The organism is Rhodococcus sp. 05-2255-3B1 (assembly GCF_002258545.1).
Taxonomy (GTDB): Bacteria; Actinomycetota; Actinomycetes; order Mycobacteriales; family Mycobacteriaceae; genus Rhodococcoides.
On record NZ_NOZC01000018.1, the window covers coordinates 91,351 to 112,127 of the forward strand.

At 66.0% G+C, this 20,777-nt stretch carries 16 protein-coding genes; 9 read left to right on the plus strand and 7 right to left on the minus strand.

The annotated features are described in order from the left end of the window. Positions 1-28 precede the first annotated feature (28 nt). From CH249_RS10885 to trmB, 3 genes are read right to left on the minus strand one after another with little or no spacing between them, the layout of a single operon-like run. Positions 29-3,154 carry an MMPL family transporter gene (locus CH249_RS10885; protein ID WP_094683410.1) on the minus strand — a complete coding sequence of 1,042 codons (3,126 nt, stop codon included), beginning with the start codon at positions 3,152-3,154 and terminating at the stop codon, positions 29-31. Further along, positions 3,155-3,841: an NYN domain-containing protein gene (locus CH249_RS10890; protein ID WP_230596976.1), complete on the minus strand. Its 687-nt coding sequence runs from the start codon at positions 3,839-3,841 to the stop codon at positions 3,155-3,157. A 14-nt stretch (positions 3,842-3,855) separates the two neighbouring features. Next, complete coding sequence (trmB, locus tag CH249_RS10895; protein WP_094630552.1) at positions 3,856-4,614, minus strand: tRNA (guanosine(46)-N7)-methyltransferase TrmB; 759 nt, start codon at positions 4,612-4,614, stop codon at positions 3,856-3,858. A 211-nt stretch (positions 4,615-4,825) separates the two neighbouring features. Here trmB and CH249_RS10900 point away from each other — a divergent pair, with 211 nt between their 5' ends. From CH249_RS10900 to CH249_RS10915, 4 genes are all read left to right on the plus strand, one after another. Beyond that, the gene (locus tag CH249_RS10900) at positions 4,826-5,854 is read left to right on the plus strand and encodes a hypothetical protein (protein ID WP_094730840.1); all 1,029 of its coding nucleotides are present in this window, start codon (positions 4,826-4,828) and stop codon (positions 5,852-5,854) included. Then, positions 5,851-7,386 (plus strand): hypothetical protein, encoded by a 1,536-nt coding sequence (locus CH249_RS10905; protein WP_094683412.1) that lies wholly within the window; start codon positions 5,851-5,853, stop codon positions 7,384-7,386. Before CH249_RS10900 ends, CH249_RS10905 begins: the two co-directional genes overlap by 4 nt. 38 nt (positions 7,387-7,424) lie before the next feature. Next, a complete protein-coding gene (locus tag CH249_RS10910) occupies positions 7,425-7,730 on the plus strand; it encodes a DUF6802 family protein (protein WP_094683413.1) in 306 nt (101 codons plus the stop codon). A 310-nt stretch (positions 7,731-8,040) separates the two neighbouring features. Next, positions 8,041-9,870 (plus strand): phosphoenolpyruvate carboxykinase (GTP), encoded by a 1,830-nt coding sequence (locus tag CH249_RS10915; RefSeq protein WP_032396654.1) that lies wholly within the window; start codon positions 8,041-8,043, stop codon positions 9,868-9,870. Positions 9,871-9,936: 66 nt separating this feature from the next. Here CH249_RS10915 and CH249_RS10920 read toward each other — a convergent pair whose 3' ends face one another. Together CH249_RS10920 and CH249_RS10925 are read right to left on the minus strand one after the other, a co-directional pair. Beyond that, positions 9,937-10,815: an ROK family protein gene (locus tag CH249_RS10920; RefSeq protein WP_094646055.1), complete on the minus strand. Its 879-nt coding sequence runs from the start codon at positions 10,813-10,815 to the stop codon at positions 9,937-9,939. A gap of 9 nt (positions 10,816-10,824) precedes the next feature. After that, positions 10,825-11,595 (minus strand): class I SAM-dependent methyltransferase, encoded by a 771-nt coding sequence (locus tag CH249_RS10925; RefSeq protein WP_230596926.1) that lies wholly within the window; start codon positions 11,593-11,595, stop codon positions 10,825-10,827. Positions 11,596-11,677: 82 nt separating this feature from the next. Between CH249_RS10925 and CH249_RS10930 the strand changes: the two genes are divergently transcribed. Then, entirely contained in the window at positions 11,678-12,898 is a 1,221-nt protein-coding gene (locus CH249_RS10930; RefSeq protein WP_094646405.1) for a glycosyltransferase family 4 protein, read from the plus strand. Here CH249_RS10930 and CH249_RS10935 read toward each other — a convergent pair. Beyond that, complete coding sequence (locus tag CH249_RS10935; protein WP_373453550.1) at positions 12,845-14,581, minus strand: hypothetical protein; 1,737 nt, start codon at positions 14,579-14,581, stop codon at positions 12,845-12,847. The genes CH249_RS10930 and CH249_RS10935 overlap by 54 nt on opposite strands. A gap of 25 nt (positions 14,582-14,606) precedes the next feature. On the opposite strand from CH249_RS10935, the gene CH249_RS10940 reads away from it, so the two are divergent. Next, positions 14,607-15,821: a polysaccharide biosynthesis protein gene (locus tag CH249_RS10940; RefSeq protein WP_179272786.1), complete on the plus strand. Its 1,215-nt coding sequence runs from the start codon at positions 14,607-14,609 to the stop codon at positions 15,819-15,821. On the opposite strand, the gene CH249_RS10945 is transcribed toward CH249_RS10940, so the two are convergent. After that, entirely contained in the window at positions 15,802-16,878 is a 1,077-nt protein-coding gene (locus tag CH249_RS10945; RefSeq protein ID WP_094630546.1) for a substrate-binding domain-containing protein, read from the minus strand. The two genes, CH249_RS10940 and CH249_RS10945, sit on opposite strands and share 20 nt — an antisense overlap. Before the next feature lie 93 nt (positions 16,879-16,971). Here CH249_RS10945 and CH249_RS10950 point away from each other — a divergent pair, with 93 nt between their 5' ends. The 3 genes from CH249_RS10950 to CH249_RS10960 all read left to right on the plus strand — a co-directional run bounded on the left by CH249_RS10950 (position 16,972) and on the right by CH249_RS10960 (position 20,737). Then, positions 16,972-17,409: a MarR family winged helix-turn-helix transcriptional regulator gene (locus tag CH249_RS10950; protein WP_094630545.1), complete on the plus strand. Its 438-nt coding sequence runs from the start codon at positions 16,972-16,974 to the stop codon at positions 17,407-17,409. 170 nt (positions 17,410-17,579) lie between these two features. Next, complete coding sequence (locus CH249_RS10955) at positions 17,580-19,022, plus strand: cytosine permease (protein WP_094683415.1); 1,443 nt, start codon at positions 17,580-17,582, stop codon at positions 19,020-19,022. After that, positions 19,019-20,737 (plus strand): nitrilase-related carbon-nitrogen hydrolase, encoded by a 1,719-nt coding sequence (locus CH249_RS10960; RefSeq protein ID WP_094630543.1) that lies wholly within the window; start codon positions 19,019-19,021, stop codon positions 20,735-20,737. Before CH249_RS10955 ends, CH249_RS10960 begins: the two co-directional genes overlap by 4 nt. Positions 20,738-20,777 lie beyond the last annotated feature (40 nt).

Sequence of the window (20,777 nt, forward strand, 5' to 3'; positions counted from 1 at the left end):
TCAGGGAGGTTAGCCGATCACACGAGCGTCAGCGTGAACGGTTGCGCTCGCGTGCGAGCAATTCGCTGACGCTGAGCACCTGTCCGTTCTCGCCGCCGCGATGACGACCGCTGTCGCCACCCTCGGTGGTCGGTGCGGATCGGCGGCCCGACGGCTTCTCGGACCGTGGCTCGCTCGACGCGGATCCGTTGCTGCCGTTGCGTTCGGTACCGGTCTGCTCGGTGCCGTTGCGATCGGACCCGTTGGTGCCGTTTCGGTCGGTGCCGTTTCGTTCGGACCCGTTGCTGTGGCCGTTGCGATCGGAACCGTTCTGCGGGGAGCCGGTCTCGTCGCGACCGCCGTGGTTCGAAGCGCTGTGGTTCGATCCGTTGTGATCGGACCCGTTGGCGGTCGAACCGTTGCGCGGTGTGCTCGGGGGTGGTGATGCGCTGGGTGCTCGCAGGTCGGCGAGCCAGCTCTCGATGGAACGGGAATCCGGTTCCTCGGCGCGAGGCGCGCGTGCGGCCCGGGTTCGGCTCAGCGGCGCTACGGGTGGACGCGGTGCGCTCGGTGCGCGGGGCGGCTCCGCCGACGGGGGAGCTGCCACCGGGTTGACCGGCGGTGCGGGCCGGACGACCTCCGCTGCCTGGGTCGGTTCCGGTTCGACGGTCGGCCGCGGCGCAACCGGCCGGCTCGGGGCAGGCCTGGGAGCCGGTCGTTCCTGCGGAGCGGCCTGGGTCCGAGGGGGAGTCGGGGTAGGTCGAGCAGCCGGTGCCGCAGGCGTGGCGGGAGCCGCACGGGTCGGCTCGGGTGGGGTGGCCGGACGCCCTGTCACACTGCGTCGGGATTCTTCCTTCGCCGCGTGGGTCGCTCGGATCGGGCCCCCGCCGTGCGGTGCGACCACGGGAATGGGTTCGGTGAGCGGCTCGCTGCGGCGCGGTGCCGGACGCATCGGCGGCGCGACCGTACTCGACGGTGCACCGCCCGCGAGAGCGAGCTCGGGCACGTCCGCCATGGGGAGCAGTTCGTCCTCGAGGATGGTCTCGCCGAGTCCGAGCTTCTGCTGAATCCGCTTCATCCACTGCGGGGCCCACCAGCAGTCGTCACCGAGCAGTTTCATCGTGGCGGGCACGAGGAACATGCGGATGAGGGTGGCGTCGATGATGAGGGCCGCGATCATGCCGTAGGCGATGTACTTCATCATCACCAGATCGGAGAACGCGAACGCCCCGGTCACGACGATGAGGATCAGGGCCGCTGCGGTGATGATGCGTCCGGTATGCGAGGTTCCGATACGGATGGCTTCGCTTGTGCTCGCGCCCTTCTCGCGCGCTTCGACCATACGAGAGAGCAGGAACACCTCGTAGTCCGTGGACAAGCCGAACACGATCGAGATGATCAGCACCAGAACCGGAGCCATGATCGGCCCGGGAGTGAAGTTCATCAGCCCCGCACCGTTGCCGTCGATGAATATCCACGTCAGGATGCCCATGGTGGCCCCGAGACCGAGGACGGTCATGAGCACCGCCTTGATCGGCAGCACCAACGATCCGAACGTCAGGAACATCAGCAGGGTCACGATGAACACCACGAGCACGGCCATCAGCGGAAGTTTGTCGATGAGCGCACTGATGGAGTCCTGCTCGATGGCGGGGGTGCCGCCGACCAGAACGGACGCTCCGTCCGGCACGTCGATGCTGCGCAGGAAGTCGATGGCGGGCTTGGAGTCGTTGCGATCGACCAGTCCTGCCTTGAAGACGATGATCCCGTCCTTGCTGGCACCGACCGGAGAGAACTGCTCGACCAGGCCGGGAGCATTGTTCGCTTGATTGGTGATCGCGGCGAGGTTGGCACCTTGCGCGTTGCTGATCACCAGCTTGATGGGTTCGGTCCGTTGGCCGGGGAAGAGCGAATCGAACTCGCCCTGCGCTTCGCGGGTGACGTTGTCGGGCGGTAGGTAGGTCTCGTTGATGCCGCCGAACTTGATGTTGCCGACCGGCAGCGTCAGGAGCACCAGGCCGAGCACGATCGGGACGGTGACCTTGACGGGGTTGCGCATCACCCAACGAGTGAGACGGCCCCACATGCCGTTCTCGATCTCCTCGCTGGACTTGGTCTTGCGCATGAACTTCAGACCGAGGGCGTCGACGCGGGGTCCCAGGATGGCGAGCATCGCTGGCAGGATCGTGATGGCCGTCAGAGCTGCGAGAGCCACTGTTGCGATGGAGCCGTAGGCCACCGACTTGAGGAAGCCCTGCGGGAACAGCAGCAGACCACCGAGGGACGCGACGATCATCGTCGCGGAGAACACCACGGTGCGACCGGCCGTCATGACGGTGCGGCGCACGGCCTGTGGCGTCGAATAGCCGTCGCCCAGTTCTTCTCGGAATCTCGAAACGATGAACAATCCGTAGTCGATGGCCAGCCCGAGGCCGACGAGTGAGACCACGGGTGCGACGAATGAGTTGACCTCGGTGAAGTTGGTGAACACCTTCACGATGCCGTTGGCGCCGACGACTGTCAGGCCACCGATGATCAGCGGGAGGGCAGCCGCGACGACGCCACCGAAGATGAAGAACAGCAGTACGGCCACTGCCGGGATGGCCAGCAATTCCATCCGGTGGATGTCGCCTGCCATCGTCGACTGCAACGCGCCTGCGACGGCCTGCAAGCCGGTCACCTGCACGTTCACACCGTCGATGTAGAAGACGTCCTTGACGGCCTGGAAGTTGTTGGTCAGCTCGGTGTCGTTGGCACCGGCGATCGCAATGCTGGCAATCGCGTGTTGCTTGTCGGTGGTACCGAGGGCGGCGAGGTTCGGGGCAGTTGCCGTGCGGAAGTAGCTGCCGTTGACCTTCTCGATCTCGTTCGGGTGGTCGGCGGCGAGCGAATCGAGGTTGGCGACGATCTTGGATTGGAACTCGGGATCGTCGATCGTCGAGCCCTCGGGTGCGGTGTAGAGGACGATGACGTCACCCTGCTTGTCGCGACCGAACGTCGTGTCCGCCAGACGGGCAGCCTGGGCCGATTCCGACGTCGGATCGTCCCAACCGCTCTGACTGAGATGGCTGTTGAGATCGAGACCGTAGGCAGCGAAGCCCAGCAGTCCGGCCACCATGACACCGATAACGGTGTACCGCAGGCGGTAGACGATGTCTCCCCATCTGGCGAACACTTAAGAAACTCCTTGGCGCCCGACGAGCAGGGCGGACAGCGGTCGGAAGGGCTGCAGCCACGCACCTTCGTCGGGAAGCGAATCGAGACTCACCCGTGGCAGTGGCTCACGGAAGACGCCCGGAATGTCCTCGAGGTCGAGGAACTCCAGGATGTCCGACGTGACAGCCCAGCTTGCGTGCTCCCGGAAGCCCAGCACCTGCACGGGCACTCCGGTTGCTGCGATGGCCTCCAGTGGACCCTTGAACGCCTGACCGTCGGCGGACGCGACCATGACACCGGCGAGGCCGCCGTCACGGTTGCGGAAGTCGATGTGGTCGAGCATGTCTGCGTCGACGTCACTGTCTTCGTCGACCTTGGGCTTGGCGAACACCGCGAAACCCACGTTACGCAATGCTTCGACCCAGGGTCGGACGACATCTGCGCTGCCGGGGGCGATGTTGGTGAACACCGTGGCCTCGGGTTCGAGCGTCGCGGTGCCGGAGGTGGAGAGCTCGGCAGTGCGGCTGAGCAGCCATCGGCCCAGGGCATCGAAGCGCGGACGGTACGCAGCGGTGGGTCGGCCACCGAGAATTGCGCCGAGTCCCATGTCCAGGTTCGGGGCGTCCCACACCAGCAGGACGCGTTTGCTGTGGCGCGATTCACCGAGTGCGCCGAGTTCTGAGGGGTCGACCACGGTGTCGGGCATGTCCGTACTGACGCTCATGCTGTCTTCTTTCCCCAGATCAATTCCGTCACCGAGCTACCGACCAGCTGTGCCTTGCCCTCGAACTTGGTCACCGGTCGCTCGTGTGTCATGGGCGACTCCCAATCGAGAACGGTCAGACCGGGCTCGGCGTTCCCGGCCTCGGCAATCCACTCAGCGTATTCGGCATGATCGGTTGCCACGTGCAGAACGCCGCCGGGCTTCAACCGATCCGCGATCATCGCGAACGTCGGACCCTGCAGCAGGCGACGCTTGTGGTGTCGAACCTTGGGCCACGGGTCGGGGAAGAAGACGCGGACGCCGGTCAACGATTCCGAGGTCAGCATGTTCTCGAGCACGTCCATCGCGTCACCGCGCAGCAACCGAACGTTCTCGATGCCTTCGCGTTCGATCTGCTGCAGTGTCTGGGCCAGGCCGGGCCGGTAGACCTCGACGGCCATCAGGTTGACGTGCGGCTCGGCCGAGGCCATCGCCGTGGTCGCGGTGCCTGTACCCGAGCCGATCTCGAGAATCGCCGGTCCGCTGCGGCCGAACCAGGCGTCGATGTCGATCTGCTCGTCGGCGACGTCGCGGCCGATGCGCGGCCACAGGTTGTCCCAGGTGGTCTGCTGCGCTTCGGTCAGCGCTCCGCGCCGAGAGCGGAAACTCGTCACGCGGGGGTACAGCCGTGAGCCCCGTTCCTGGGTCTTCACGGCATTGTCCTCGGTGTCGACAGAGGGGTCCTGGGGCTCGTTCACCGGTCCATTGTCGCGCATCGACGGGGCGTGTGACAGGTGGGTCTCGAGTTGAAGTTGAGACTTACCGTCCCACCGCTGATCAGCGGTGGGACGAGCCCGGCTAATTACAACGATGCAATTCCCGACGGTCGGCTCGTGAGCGCCCACATGTGCCAGAATCGGTGCCGCAGCAGGGGGCTGTGCGTCGCCTCTCGACGTGGGCGGCGGGTCGTCGGTGGGGGAATCGATCATGGATGTCGCCGAGGTCGGTCTTGGCCTGTTGCGTGACCGCGTTGCGTCGAGCGACGCACGCGAGTCCGTCGACACCGTCGTCCACGATCGCCTACGGCCGATGACCGCACGGGTGACCGGCCGCTCCGGCGTCGGGAAATCCGCGGTGCTCGCCGTTCTCGACGTGGCGCCGCTCGATGCCGACGGCCTCGATGTCCGATGGCACGAGGGCAGAGCGGACAGCAGCGAGGGCGAGGTGCTCGTCCACGTGATCGCGGGTGCGGTGTCGCCGGTCGACACTGCACTGCTGAGTTCTCGGCCGAGCGATCCTCCGGACGGGACCGTCGTCGTGCTGACCAAGGCGGACACACTCGACGATCCCGCAGCCGCGGCCGCAGCGGCGTCGGAGCAGCTGGGGCGGACGGTTCTGCCGTTGATGGGAACCACCGCGGCGGGATTGCGGGGAGTGGGCCGAGCCGGCGCACCTCTGGACATGTCCGACGTGCGCGCCGTCGCAGCGGCCGATCTGCGTCCGACCGACCTGATGACCGTCGATCGGTTTCGCGCCGCCGACCTCGCGGTGTCGACGTCTCGGAGAGAAGCGCTGATCGAATGCATCGAACTTCGAGGTCTCGCCCTGCTCGTCGACCTGCTGCGGCAACCAACGGCTGTGTCCGACGGTGATGCCGTACGGATACTCGCCGATGCCACCGGTGCCGACGCCGTCATCGCCGCGGTCTCCACCGCCGTCTCGGCGGCCGCGGCGGCTCGCGATGTCGAGCTGCATCGCAGACTGCACCGGATCTCCGCCCGGAACCGGCGGGCTCGTGCCGCCGTCGAGTCGTACCTGGCCTCGGACGAGGCGGTAGCTGCCGAGATGCGCCACGCGGCTCTCCGTCTCGGGGTGCCGATCGAGACCGGTTCGGAGGAGGTCGCGCTGGAACAGGCGGTGCTGTGGAAACAGCGTGCGGCTGCTGCCGGGGACCCCGACGTGCGTCGCGCGGCACTCGCGCTGTGCCGAGGGCACGTACGAATGCTGCGCCGATGACGCCGCTGTCGGAAGACCTGAAAAGCGTTCTCCGACGCTGGAATTCGGGTGCACTAGACGAGATCGAACGGGCAAGGGTCAGTCGACCCGCCGGGGTTCATCTCACCGGGACCCCCGGATCGGGCAAGTCCGAACTGCGCCGGGAGCTGTCCCGACTCGGTGGTTCCATCATCGGCTTCACGGACTCGATGGCCGATGCCGCGGTCGTGATGATCGTCGTCGACGCGTCGGCTCCGGTGGGCCGCGTCGAGGTCGAGCAATGGCGAGCAGTCCTCGAATCCACGCCTGTCCTGTTCCTGGTGAACAAGATCGACGTGCATCGAGACTGGCGTGAGGTGGTCTCCGCCGACAGAGATCTCGTGGCCGAGTGTGTCCCACGGGCGGTGGAGTGCACGTTCCACCCGATCTCGGTTCGGTCGGCGCGGACGGGCCGAGACAGCGGTGACGCCGCGATGTCCGCGGAGTCGGGTCTCGGAGCGGTGGCGGACCGGCTCGGCGCGCTGCTGCTGCAGGCCACAGCTATCGGATCTCAGCGCAAATACGTTGCGGCAGTGCAGGACTGCGCAGCCGGAGCCAAATCGTCGATCGTGGCGAGAGCGCGCGCGGTGACCGGGGGAGGTGACACGGCCGAACTCCGTGCGCGGCGAGCCGAGCTCGTCGGCGAACGGGACAATCTCGGTGGCGACCGACGGGCATTGCTGCACAATCGAATTCAACGGGTGCGGGTGGAGTCCCTCCATGCTGCCGCCGAAGATTTTCGCGCCCTGCTCGCCGAGTTCAAGCGCACGATCGACGGGTCGGGGCGTGCCGAACTCACTCACCTTCCCGTACATGTCGCCGAGTCCGCGCGCGGAGCCCGCAATCGGGCCGACGCGGCGCTCACAGCGCGATTGCGGGCAGTGGAGACCGATCTCGGGGTCACGCCGGCGCAGGCGGAATCGAATGTCGAGGACTCCCCGCTCGACATCGGGGAGCCGTCCCGGCGGCGGGGGATCGAGGATGCGGTCATGATCGTCGTCGGTGCGTCGGCGGGGGTAGGACTCGGGCGGCTGGTGGTGTCGCCGATGGCGCTGGTGCCGGCCTGGGCAGTCGCCAACACCGTGATTGCACTCGTCCTCGGAGGTGCGCTCGCCTGGTGGATCACGCGGTCACGGGCGCTGGTGGCCGATCGGGCCCGCCTGCGCGGCTGGACACAGGAAAGCCTGGCCCGGGTGAGATCGTCGGTGGAGCAGCACGTGCTCTCGCGGATTCTCGATGCCGAGTCGATGCTCGCGTCCGCCGTCGCGACTGCGGATCGCGATGCTGTGGCCCGCATCGACGTCGCACTCGCCGAGGTGGACGCCGAGCTTCGTCGGCTTGCCGACCATCGATCGGCACTACTGTCTGCCTGCGATCGCGATCTGTCTGCACTCGAGCGGGGGTTGGAGCGATTCCGCGGGCTCGATCGCGGTGTGTTCGTAGCCCGTGAACCCGTCCATTTCTCTGCGGAGCAGGTGGAACCGTTCGACGAGCCGGTGCGTCGGAGTCAGTAGGTGCAGTATCGGTTCGTTGAGCGAGGTGAGGAGCGTCGATGATCGCGGTGGATGGCTTCGCAGCAGGTGGGTTCCTCGCGGAGGAGGCCGAACCTCACGACGTCGGGGATTCGGGTGAGCCCAGGGTCTCGACGGACCTGTTCGATCTCGACGGAGACGGTCACTTCGAGACCACCGTACGCCGTACCGACGCCGGGATGACCGTGGCGACCGACGTCGACGGCGATGGTGTGACCGACAAGTTCACATCGTTCGGACGTGACGGGCAGTACCGATCCTGGGAAATTTTTCGAGAAGCGAACGGTATCGGCCGGGGTGAAATGACCGAATCGGGCGAGCTGTAGTCGGTCCGTCCCGAGTGGACGTCGGTGCTGGTAGACGCCTTCTTGCGCGGATCTTTCCCTATCTGAATCGGTCCTGTGACTAATCGGACAACACCCTGTTTCCGGATTTACGTCGCTCGGCGTTAACCTGAGTACCAGGACACCCGGCGCTCGACGCTCGGCTTGCTGTACCCGTTACGATGGTGTACTGCGGCTCGAACGGTCGAGCAGCGCCCCGCCGAGAGGGGAAAACCGAGATCTGCTCGCGCATGTTTGCCCAACAGTGATCGTGCGAGTACTTCCCGGTTCCGGCTCACCCCAGGAGAGTTAGATGACCTCAGCCACCATTCCCGGTTTGAGCGGCACCGACAACGTGCCGACTCGACACAAAGAACTGCTCGCCTGGGTTGCCCAGGTAGCCGAACTGACCGAACCGGAATCCGTGGTGTTCGCTGACGGATCCGACGCCGAATGGGAGCGCCTGACCACCAAGCTGGTCGAGGCAGGCACCTTCACTCGTCTCAACGACGAGAAGAAGCCCAACTCGTTCCTCGGCAACTCCGATCCGTCGGACGTCGCTCGCGTCGAGTCGCGTACGTACATCTGTTCCAAGGAGGAGATCGACGCCGGTCCCACCAACAACTGGATGGACCCCGCCGAGATGCGGACGCTGATGTCCGATCTCTACCGCGGCTGCATGCGCGGACGCACCATGTACGTGGTGCCGTTCTGCATGGGCCCTCTCGACGCGGCCGACCCCAAGCTGGGCGTCGAGCTCACCGACTCGGAGTACGTCGTCGTCTCGATGCGCGTGATGACCCGCATGGGCCAGGCCGCACTCGACAAGATCGGTGACGACGGGTTCTACGTCAAGGCGCTGCACTCGCTCGGCGCTCCGCTCGCCGAGGGCCAGGCGGATGTGCCGTGGCCGTGCAACGACACCAAATACATCACGCATTTCCCCGAGGATCGCGAGATCTGGAGCTACGGATCCGGCTACGGCGGCAACGCCCTGCTCGGCAAGAAGTGCTACTCGCTGCGCATCGCTTCGGCCATGGCCCACGACGAGGGCTGGCTCGCCGAGCACATGCTGATCCTCAAGCTGATCTCCCCTGAGGACAAGGCGTACTACATCGCAGCGGCGTTCCCGTCCGCGTGCGGCAAGACCAACCTGGCGATGATCCAGCCCACCATCCCGGGCTGGCGTGCCGAGACCATCGGTGACGACATCGCGTGGATGCGTTTCGGTGAGGACGGCCGCCTCTACGCCGTCAATCCCGAATACGGCTTCTTCGGTGTGGCACCGGGTACCAACTGGGATTCCAACCCCAACGCGATGAAGACCATCGATCAGGGCAACTCGGTGTTCACCAACGTCGGCATGACCGACGACGGCGACGTATGGTGGGAGGGCCTCGAAGGCAAGCCCGATCACCTGATCGACTGGAAGGGCAACGACTGGACCCCCGAGTCCGGAACCGATGCCGCGCACCCGAACTCGCGCTACTGCGTGCCGATGGCGCAGTGCCCGTCGATGGCTCCCGAGTGGGACGACCCCAAGGGTGTCCCGATCTCGGCGATCCTGTTCGGTGGACGCCGCAAGACCACCGTTCCGTTGGTGACCGAGGCTCGCGACTGGCAGCACGGCGTGTTCATGGGAGCCACCGTCGGCTCCGAGCAGACCGCTGCCGCCGAGGGCACCGTCGGAACCGTCCGACGCGACCCGATGGCCATGCTGCCGTTCCTCGGCTACAACGTGGGCGACTACTTCCAGCACTGGATCGACCTGGGCAAGAATGCCGACGAGTCCAAGCTGCCGAAGGTGTTCTACGTCAACTGGTTCCGTCGCGGCGAGGACAAGCGCTTCCTGTGGCCCGGATTCGGTGAGAACTCGCGCGTGCTCAAGTGGATCGTCGAGCGCATCGAGCACAAGGCCGCCGGCATCGAGACGCCGATCGGTGTCGTCCCCACCGCCGAGGCACTCGACATCGACGGACTCGACACCACCGTCGAGGACGTGGCCGAGGCACTCGCGGTGAACTCCGACGAGTGGAAGGCCGAAATCCCGCTGATCCAGGAGTGGTTCGACTTCGTCGGCGAGAAACTGCCCACCGGAATTCAGGACGAATTCGACGCCCTCAAGCAGCGCCTGGGCGCGTAGTATTCACGACACAGAACGGGACTCACCGAGGGGTGGGTCCCGTTCTGGCTGTGTGGATATGGACGCTCAGGCAGTGAGCGCGGCCGCCCCGGCCAGGGTGCCTAGTCCACCCAACGCAGCAGGCACCACCTGCAGGCCATCGAGGAACTTCAGGCGTGCGTGCAGCGCGATCGACTCCTGAATCGGATTCCACAGCGGCGGGCCGGCTTGGGCGAAGCCACCACCGATCACCACCATGCGAACGTCCACCAGGGCGACGGCCGACGCGATCGCCTGGCCCAGCGCCACCCCGGCGCGCTGCAACGAGGTGATGGCGATCGGCTCCCCGGCGGCGGCATCGGCGGCCAATTCGGTTCCGCTGCTGCCGGTCCAACCCAGCTCACGCGCCCACCGCACCGCCGAAGGCCCACTCGCGACGGTTTCCACGCAGCCGATTCCGCCGCACGCGCAGGGCGTCGTCGAACCGGGAACGACGATGTGGCCGATGTGGCCCGCGTTGCCGCTGGCACCGGCGACGATCTTCCCGCCCAGCACCAGCCCACCGCCGATCCCGGTCGACACCACCAGACTCAGCACATCCGGCACACCTACGGCCGCACCGTAGCGGTGCTCGCCGAGTGCCGCTGCGCTGCCGTCCATCGCGAGGCGGATGTCGGCCTCGGGGAAGACCACGGCGATGTGATCGCGCAGGCCGAAACCGTTCTTCCACTCGTCGATGTTGATCGGTGCGACCGACCCGGTCTCGAGGTTCACCGGACCGGAGCAGGCGACGCCGATGCGGTCGATGTGCTGTCCGGGAGCCATCTTCCGAAGCAACGACGCGCACGCCTTCCACACCCCGGACTCGGGAGTCGGCACCGTCACCGGATTCTGTGGCCGCCCGTCGTCGCCGACGAGTGCCGCTGTCATCTTGGTGCCGCCGATGTCGAGCGCGAGTGCCGTCATCGGTCCAGATTATGTGTTCGGTGTCAGGACGAGGACGAGGTTGCTGCCCAGGAACTCTCGGAGAACGGGTACTCGCATCATCCACCAGGCCCAGCGGGGATGGTAGCGCGGGAATGCGGCCAGCAGTGTTGCGTTGGGTGTGCTTCGCGCCCAACGTAAACCGTCTGCCGCGCTGATGTCGAACAGTGATTCGCCGAATCGATTCTTCGGTTCGTGACCGGTGGTGCGGGCATAGCGGCGGGCTGCGTATTCGCCGCCGAGGTAGTGCCAGGGTCGGGTCTCGTGGCCGCCGAACGGACCGAACCAGATGGTGTACGAGAGCACGGTCAACCCGCCGGGCTTGGTGACTCGCAGCATTTCCTCGGCCATGGTCCACGGCTCGCGGACGTGTTCGGCGACGTTGGACGAGAAGCAGATGTCGACGCTGTCGTCACGAAACGGCAGCGCCATCCCGGAGCCGCGTACCGAGCCCGGTATCTGCAGTCCCGCTGCGTGCATCTCGGACGCGTCGGGCTCGACGGGCAGGTAGCGCGCGCAGCTCGCACCGAAGACCTCGGCGAAGTATCCGGGTCCACCGCCCACGTCCAGTACGGTCGCCGCGGACATGTCGGTGCCGGTCAGGCCCCTATACAGATCGCCGATCAGCTCCACGGAATCGCGAGCGAGCGCGCCGTAGAAGATGTCGGGAGCACTCTGCTCGTGCCCGAAGTCCTTCAGCAGACTCACCGAGCGGCGCAGTGTCGCGCGAGAGGCGAACAGACGTGTCACGGCGGAAGTCACGAAAACGAACCCTAGCGGTTACTGTGGCAGCGGTAATCGACTGCGGTCGAGACGAGCATGCGGAAATTGGGTGAAGCGAGCTGTGCGCGAGGTTCTGTTGCTGTGCTGGCGCGATACCGGGCACCCGCAGGGCGGCGGCAGCGAGCGTTACCTCGAGCAGGTGGGCGCGGGTCTGGCTCGACGCGGCGTCCGCGTCACGCTGAGGACTGCGTCGTACCCCGGAGCTCCCGCCGAGGAAATCGTCGACGGCATCCGCATCAGTCGCGGCGGTGGACGCCTGTCGGTGTATCCCCGCGCACTGGCCGCCATCGCAGCCGGACGGCTCGGTTTCGGCCCGCTCAAGGGCATCGCACCCGACGCGGTGATCGACACCCAGAACGGCATTCCCTTCTTCTCACGGGCAGCGCTCGGCGTTCCGGTGACGTTGCTGGTGCACCACTGCCACCGCGAGCAGTGGCCGGTCGCGGGGCCGATGATGGCCAAGCTCGGCTGGTGGCTCGAATCGACGGTGTCGCCGAGGGTCCACCGCCGCAATCAGTACCTGACGGTGTCGTTGCCGTCCGCGGACGAACTGGTCGCACTGGGTGTCGACCGCGAGCGCATCGCCGTGGTGCGCAACGGAGCCGACGAGATTCCGCAGTCGGTGCCCGAGGGTGACGAGAGCACCCGCACCGCCCATCCGTCGCTGACCGTTCTGTCCCGCTTGGTTCCGCACAAGCAGATCGAGGACGCACTCGACGTCGTCGCCGCGCTGCGCGGTCGTATCCCCGACATCCACCTCGACGTCATCGGTGGCGGCTGGTGGGAACAGAACCTCCGCGACTACGTCGGAGAACTGGGCATCGAGCAGTACGTCACCTTCCACGGACACGTCGACGAGGACCGCAAGCACGCCCTGCTCGGTCGCTCCTGGGTGCACATCATGCCCTCCCGCAAGGAGGGCTGGGGCCTCGCGGTCGTCGAGGCAGCCCAGCACGGCGTGCCGACCGTCGGCTACCGAAGTTCCAAGGGGCTCACCGATTCCATCATCGACGGCGTCACCGGTGTTCTGGTGGGCGGGCTTTCCGATGCCGAGGGGGACCGGGACGTCTCCGGCCTGACCGCTGCCGTGTCGGAGCTGCTGCAGGACACCGAAGCCCGAACTCGCCTGGGCGAGAAGGCCCGAGTGCGCGCGGCCGAATTCTCCTGGGAGCAGTGCGCGCAGGGTGTCTACTCGGTGCTCGACGCGACGACGCGCGGCACGTGGTCGTCAGGTCTGGTGGGTGCGCAGCACTCGGATTCGGCCCAGCAGTCCTACCGCTAGACCCCCGAGAAGCAGCACTGCCCAGGCGAGGTGGGCAACGACGACGGCCGCTGCCGGCCGGCTCTCGGTCGGCACGGGATCGGGTACCCGGTAGAGCGTGAGTTGGTCGTCGGAATACACGACGTCCAGTGCATCCAGTGTTTGCTCGGACCGCCCGAGTTCGCCGGGGGTGGTGTTCTCCACCAGTACCCAGCCGACGCCCAGCTCTGCGATCACGTTCGTGGGTTCACCTGCGAGCAGGGCATTCTGGACCTCGGTCGCGCGCGCCCCCTCGCCCCGCACCGTGCCGCCCGCGACGATGAGCTCGCCGGTCTGCAGTACGTCCAGTGGCAGCATGCGCGGCGCGGGATCGAGAACGGGAGCGCTCCCGCTGTAGGGAAAGCGGCGGAACATCCCGGCCGGTAGTACCGCGACATCGCCGTCGCTGCCCTGCAATTCGGCTGCGACCGCCTGCCAGGACGCCGGATACGCCACGGGTCGCATCGAGTTCCCGACGCCCCAGCCCAGGTCGGGCAATGCGATCAGCAGGGCCGAGATTGCAACGGCGCTGCCGAATCGGGTGCGCTGGACCGCGGTCAGTGCGGTTGGTTGCACCGGATTCGGTCGATGCCGGGGAGTGAAAGCGGCCGCCGCGGCCAACACGTAGATCGGCACGGCCAGCGCCACCCATTTCTGGGAGTCGCGGAGCAGGCCGGCACCGGGCACCGTCTCGCCGAGCGCCCTGGCCGCTGCCAGACCGGGTCCCGTCGCTGCCAGCGCAGGGGCTGCGATGGCAAGCACGGCAACAACACCGAGCCCTACGATCACCGGATTTCTTCGACGCCTGAGCAACGGACGCACACCGAACGCGACAACGGTCAGCAGTAGCGCCGTACCCGCGAACGCGAAAAGACCTGTGCGAGAAGCGGGTACAGCATCGGAATTCCATATTCCACCGAGACCGGCGAGGCTGCCGAGGGTGCCCAGACCCGGCTCGGCCCGCGCTGCGAACGCCGCCCAACCCGCCGGATCCGCCTGCTCGACGCCACCGCCGGACACCGCCGTCGCCACCAGCCACGGCGCCGACGCCACCGCCGCCAGCCCGACGGCGCCGACCACGCGCAGGCCGCGTCGAACACCCCCGGGGAGGGCGAGGACCACCAGGGCGATGGTTGCGGCGAGCAACGCGCCGGTGGGGGTGAGCCCGGCCGCGGCGAGACAGGCTGCGAGCGCCCACCAGGAACGGCCCTCTCTGACCGCGAGCGCAGCGACCACGGTCCACGGAAGGGCGGCGTATCCGACGAGCAGGCTCCAGTGTCCCTGCAGCAGCCGCTCGGCGACGTACGGATTCCACACGGCCACCGTCGATGCCACGAGCAGTGCGGGTAGTGGGGCTGTCGGCAGAACTGTTCGTGCCATGATCGCGGCACCCCACCCGGTCAGCCACAGGGCCAGCAGCAGAATGGTCTTGACGACCAGGCCACCGTCGAACACTGTCGACAGCGTGGCGATAACGGCGTCCTGCGGTACTGCCCTCGCGGCCGCGTCGGCGATTCCCCAGGCGGAGTCGGTGAAGTAGGAACGGGGAGTGCTGACGGCGTCGCGCAGCAGGAGATGGCCGGGGCCGAGCAGCGGGCCGACAATCACGACCGCGAGCAGCAGACTGTACAGCGGCGGTGTCCACCTCGACCTCGACCACGCCATGATCGGCACCCTATACCGTGGGCTCATGTCTTTCCGTGCCTCGTCCGAGGCAGAGCACACCGCGGGTGCGTCGGTCGCCGGGATGGGGATGGTGACGGCCGGTTCGATGTTCGCGAACGTTGCGGCGTACCTGCTGCAGGTTCTGGCGAGCCGGATGCTCGGCGTCGAGGGCTACGGAGAATTCGCGAGTCTGCTTGCTGCGCAATTGGTTCTCGCGGTTCCGGCGTTGGCGTTGCAATCCGTCGTCGCGCGTGAGGTGGTGCGCGGGCGCAGTTCTCGTGAACTACGCACGGTGGGGTATCGGTGCGCGGCGGTGGTGGGGGTGCTCGCTCTGGCACTGTCACCCGCACTGTCCGCGGCCATGGACGTCTCGATGGCGGCGACCGTGTCGGCGGTCATCGCTGCGCCGGTGCTGGTGCTGTTGGCCGCCGAACAGGGTTTGCTGCAGGGACGGGGGCGTTTCGGAGCCCTGAGCATCGTGTTGGCCGCCGCCGGGTTCGGCAAGGTGGCTCCGGCCGTGCTGGTGTTGGTGCTCGGCGGTGGTCCTGGTTCGGTTCTTCTCGCCACGGCCGCGGGCATCGGCGTTGTGGCCCTCGGTGCGCGATGGACGGCCGGGGTGCCGGTGAACTCGGTGTCGGAAACCAAGGTCACCGTGCTGGCCGTACTGCAGGCGTCGCAGGTGCAGTTGGTGTTGATCGCGATGTCCGCGTTGGATCTGGTGCTGGCACGCACGCTGCTCAGCTCCAACGAGGCCGGGCTGTACGCCGTCGGGGCCGTTGCGTCCAAAGCGGCGTTCTGGTTGCCGCAGGCCGTCGGGGTGGTGCTGTACCCACGGATGGCGAACCCTCTGCATTCTGCTGCCGCGGTGCGGTCGGCGCTGGCCGTCGTCGCAGGGCTCGGTACGGTTCTGGTGATCGGCGGTGCACTGGCGTCTCCACTGTTGCCGTTGGTGGTGGGCGATACGTATTCCGGTGTGCAGAACTACGTCTGGCTGTTCGTGCTGCAGGGTGCGTGTCTGGCCGTGCTGCAGAGCGCGTTGTTGTGGGCCATCGCAGGTGAGCGCACCCACCTCGCCGTCGTTGCCTGGATCGCCCTGGCCGCAGAGGTGTTGCTGTTGCTGTTCGTGGCGTCGACTCTCGCGCAATTCGTCACCGTCGCTGCAGCCACTGCCGCGGTGACGATGGTGGTGGTGTGCGGACTCGCCCTGTGGGGAAAGGACATCAGTCGGCGACGGGCCTGATCTCGCTGAGGATCTCGAAGTCGACCTCGCCGGCCAGCGCCAGGTAGATCGGTTGCGCCACATGGCCGTTGGACAGCGAGAGCCGCCCGCGGGCCCCGGTGAACGACACCGAATCGGAGATCGATTCGATGACGCCGACATCGACGGTGCCTGCCCTGTTCACCAGTGCTCCCAGCAGTTTGATGCCTTCGTAGCAGGATTGACCCAGAGCACCGACGATCGGCGCATCGACCCCGAACGCCCGGGCGAAACGAGCGGAGAACCCCAAACTGTCCTCGGTGGCCAGTGTTTCGAAGTATCCCGACGCCACGTAGAGCCCGTGTGTACTGTCGCCGCCGGCCGCGATCAACATGTTCTCGTCCATCAACGGACTGAGCCGAACACATCGCGCGTCGAGCCCTGCCGCAGCGAACTGCTGATGGAAGTACACGGCGTCGTCGCCAAGGAGGAGAACGACGGCACCGTCGGCTCCGGACCGTTCCAACGCGGCAACGGAGGTGGCGAAGTCGGTGCTGCCCACCGGCCGGAATTCGGCATGCACCACGCTCGCCCCGAGCTCCCGGAGGCGGGAGGCAGCGATGGCTGCGCTCTTGCGTGGCCAGACATAGTCGTTTCCGACGATCGCCCAGCGCCTGCGTCCGAATTCGCGGACCAGGAAGTCGAGGGCAGGGACGAGTTGGTTGGTGGGAGTCTCACCGGTGATGAACAGGCCCGGATAGCGATCGCCGCCCTCGTACAGGGACGTGTAGACGTAGGGAATTCGATTCACCGTCACCGGAATCACGGCTCGTCGCACCGCCGAGGTGTGCATCCCCGCAACCGCATCGAGAGCACCTGCGTCCAGAAGAGTCGCCACCTGACGGGCCACGGCAGCGGGGTCGCGACCACCGTCGATCGAGATCAGCTCGACGCGCAGACCGAGTACGCCGTCCGCGGCGTTGAGTTCGTCCCTGGCCAACTGCGCCGACAGTTCACTCGACGGCCCGACCAGGCCGAACGGCCCGGACATCGGAAAGATCAAACCGACGCGAAACGTGCCGACCCGATCGCTGTTCATCGTGCTGTCCGTCCGATCCGTGTCGATTCGCTCTAGAATCGCTGAGGGAGACTGTAGCGCCGTGGCAGGGTAAGAGCAGAGGGGCATGATCGCGTGAATCACGACGAGGCTGGTTCGGCGGCTCGTTTGCTCACGGTGGTCGAGCGTGCCGTCTCGGATCGGCTGCGCGGTGCGCTCGTACCGTGGGAACTCGATCTCGAAGAGTGGCGAGTGCTGTCGTTGCTGTCCGACGGCGAGGGCCACACGATGGCCGAAACCGCAGAGTTCGCCTTGCTCGCGCCCCCGACTCTGACCAAAGCCGTCAATCGGCTGGTCTCCAACAATCTCGTGCACCGTCGCACCGGCACGGTCGATCGTCGTCAGGTGCTCATACGACTGACCGCGCGCGGGCGGGCCAAGTACGACGAGGCTGCCCCGGTCATGGAAGCCGTTGCAGCGGCCGTGTTCGCGTCCGAGTCGGACCGTGAGCAATTGCAATCCTTGCTGCGCTCGCTCGAGGCCACTGCGAAGGCGTCCTCGCTCGCTCACTGAGCGGCTTACTGTTCCGGCTGTCGCCCCTCTGTGTGCTGCCCCTGTGCGTGGTCGTGAACTTTCGTGATCTCCAATTAACATGTTTCACGTTGCAATAGTGTCCACGGAAAGTATTGTTCCGATGCAGCGCAATCAGCGCTCTTGCCGCGAACCGAAGTGGACACACGTTCATGAACATGAAGAAGTACTTCGAGGGGCCTGCAACCAGCCTCGACGACCAGATCGAAAGCTATGCAACCTCTCGTGTGCCCGACGATCAACGCTGGCGACGGCCGGCGATCCTGCTGGTCCTCACCGGCAACGTCACCGCGATGTTCTGGTTCGCCCTCGGTGGCCAGATCGGCTTCCTGGTGGGGTGGCCGATGTTCTTGATCCCCGTCGCCTACATGGTGATCGGCGCGACGCTCGTCGGCAGCCTGATCATGCGGATCGCCAGCCAGGAGGGCCTGTCGCTCCCTCTGCTCACTCGCGGGCTCGGGTTCGGCACCAAAGGCTCGGCCGTGGCATCGCTCGTCTACGCCGTGAACTACGTCTTCTACTTCATCTTCGAGGGCAGCATCGTCTCGCACGGCCTCAGTGAACTGGCCGGAATCGACATCAACTCTGCCTGGGCCACAGTCGTATTCGCACTGGTAGCCCTGGTTGCGCTGTTCTTCTCCTGGCGCGGGATGCACTCGATGAACATTCTGCAGCGATTCGGTATGCCGATCTTCCTCATTCTGTTCGCCATCGGTATGTACATGCTCGCCAGCGGATACGTTCTGGTGGGTCCCGGTCAGTGGGAGGCCACCGGCGGGCTCACCGCCACCGCGATGTGGCAGGCATTCAGTCTCGCCAACGGGCAGGTCGTGTTCCAGGCGCTCATCGCCACCGATTACGGACGGTTCGTCAAGAAGAGCGTCAGCTACGTCGGCACCGCAGGACTGATGCTCGCCGAGCTGCTGATGATCGTCGTCGTGATGATTCTCGGCGTCTTCCTCGGCTTCACCATGTTGCGTCACTTCACCGGAAGTACTGCGACACCCGAACTTTCGGCCACCGATCCGGGACTCTACTTCGCTGTCGTGATGGGACTGCTCGGAGTGATCTTCGCCGTCGTGACCCAGGTTCGCATCAACGTGATGAACCTGTACTCCGGCTCCCTCGCCCTGTCCAATGCCTGGGACGTGCTCTCGCCTCGCAAGGTCGGACGCCAATGGTGGATGGTGGCGCTGCTCGTCGTCGGCGTGCTCTGCTACCCGGTCAACATCCTGCAGTACACCGACAAGTTCCTGGCCGTCACCGGGATCATGACCAACACCTGGATCTTCATTCTGCTCGCCGATTACTTCGTCTGCAGGCGGATGCTCGGCCTCGCTCCGCGAAACGACATCGAGTTTCGCGAAGGACGAGTCCGTAATTGGAACCCCTGCGGAATCTTCGCCATGGCAGCAGGCGTGGCCGTGGGCGGCATCGGTGTGTTCGGTCTGTACCCGTCCTACTACGCCTCGTTCATCGCGATGATCCTCGGACCGATCATCTACATCCCGCTCACCGTGGCAACACGAGGGAAGTACTACGAACCGCCGGTCTCAGCCGAAGCTCCGGCAACCGAAAGGACTGTAGCGTCATGACATTCACCGCAGCGGCCGTCCAGTTCGAGCCCACGTTGTTCGCCAAGGACGCGAACATCGCTGCCCTGGCGGACCTGGTCGACAAGGCCGCCGCCGACGGGGCCGAGCTGATCACCACACCCGAAATGGCCACCACCGGTTACTGTTTCCACGATCCCGAGGAAGCAGCGACCGTCGTCGAGCAGATTCCGGGGCCCACCACCGATACGTTCGTCGAGATTGCCGCCAGGCGTGACTGCTACATCGTGCTGGGCATGCCCGAGGTCGATCCGACGAGTGGATTGTTCTACAACAGTGCAGTTCTCGTCGGACCGGAGGGAATCGTCGGAACCCATCGCAAGACCCACCCGTACATCGCCGAACCCAAATGGGCGGCACCGGGAAACCTGGGCCATCAGGTGTTCGAGACCCGTCTCGGCCGAATCGCGATGCTGATCTGCATGGATCTGCACTTCGTCGAGACTGCTCGGGTGGTCGCCCTGCAAGGGGCAGACGTGATCTGCCACATCAGCAACTGGCTCGCAGAACGAACTCCGGCACCGTATTGGATCAGCCGAGCCTTCGAGAACAACTGCTACGTCATCGAGAGCAATCGATGGGGACTCGAACGGACGGTCCAATTCAGTGGCGGCACATGCATCATCGAGCCCGACGGCACAGTCACCGGTCGAATCGACGTCGGCAACGGCATCGTCGCAGGCGAGATCGACGTTCGACGCACCCGCGAGTTGGGTCCGACGCGTCGACCGGACCTGTACCGCGAGCTGCAGACGAACACGTACAGCTGGAACCCTCTCGACTTCTTCACCCTGTACGGCCACTCGCCGCTGCCCGCGGGTGGCACGTCTGCTGTGAGCGTGGTGCAGTGCACGCCGAGTGCCTCGATCGAGAGCAACCTTGCCGAGATCGAGGCCAGGGTCCGACAAGTAGCCGGTGCAACCGATCTCGTCGTATTCCCTGAGCTGTCGATCACCGGTCCCGTCTCCGCGGATCGACCACCCAGCGACGTCGCCGAAGCCCTCGACGGACCCTCGCTCACTCGGATCGCCGACCTCGCGGTCCGGCACGGCCTGTCCATCGTCGTCGGTATCGCAGAGCGTGACACCGACGACGATCGGGTGTACAACGCCGCCGTCCTGCTCGGAACCGACGGGGTCCGCACTTCCTACCGACAGATACACCTGTCCACGGAGCACACTCCGCTTTTCGACGCCGGCGACACCTGGACGGTGGTCGATCTTCCTCTGGGACGAGTCGGGCTTCTCATCGGCAACGATGCGCTGCTGCCGGAATCGGGGCGAGTACTCGCATTGCGTGGTTGCGATCTGATCGCCTGCCCGTCCGCACTGGCAGGAACGTTCGTGGGATCACACCCGGGAACCGAGATTCCTCTTGCCGCCGAGGTTCTCACCGGGCCCGATGCGACCCACTGGCACCACATGCGCGTGCGTGCCGGCGAGAACAACGTCTACTTCGCGTTCGCCAACGCAGTGGACCCGGGTCGCGGAATCGTCGGACACAGCGGCGTGTTCGGACCGGATACGTTTGCCTTCCCCCGAACCGAGGCCATCGTCGACGGGCCCGAACCCGGCCACGCGACGAGTGTCGTCGACACCACCAATCTCGGCGGGCCCTATCCGACCAATGTCGTGCGACGCAAAGACCTCGTCCTGATGCGTCAACCCCACCACTACGGGATTCTGTCGACCGCGTGAGAAAACACCGATGGCGTGGTCATGTGTTCTCACATGACCA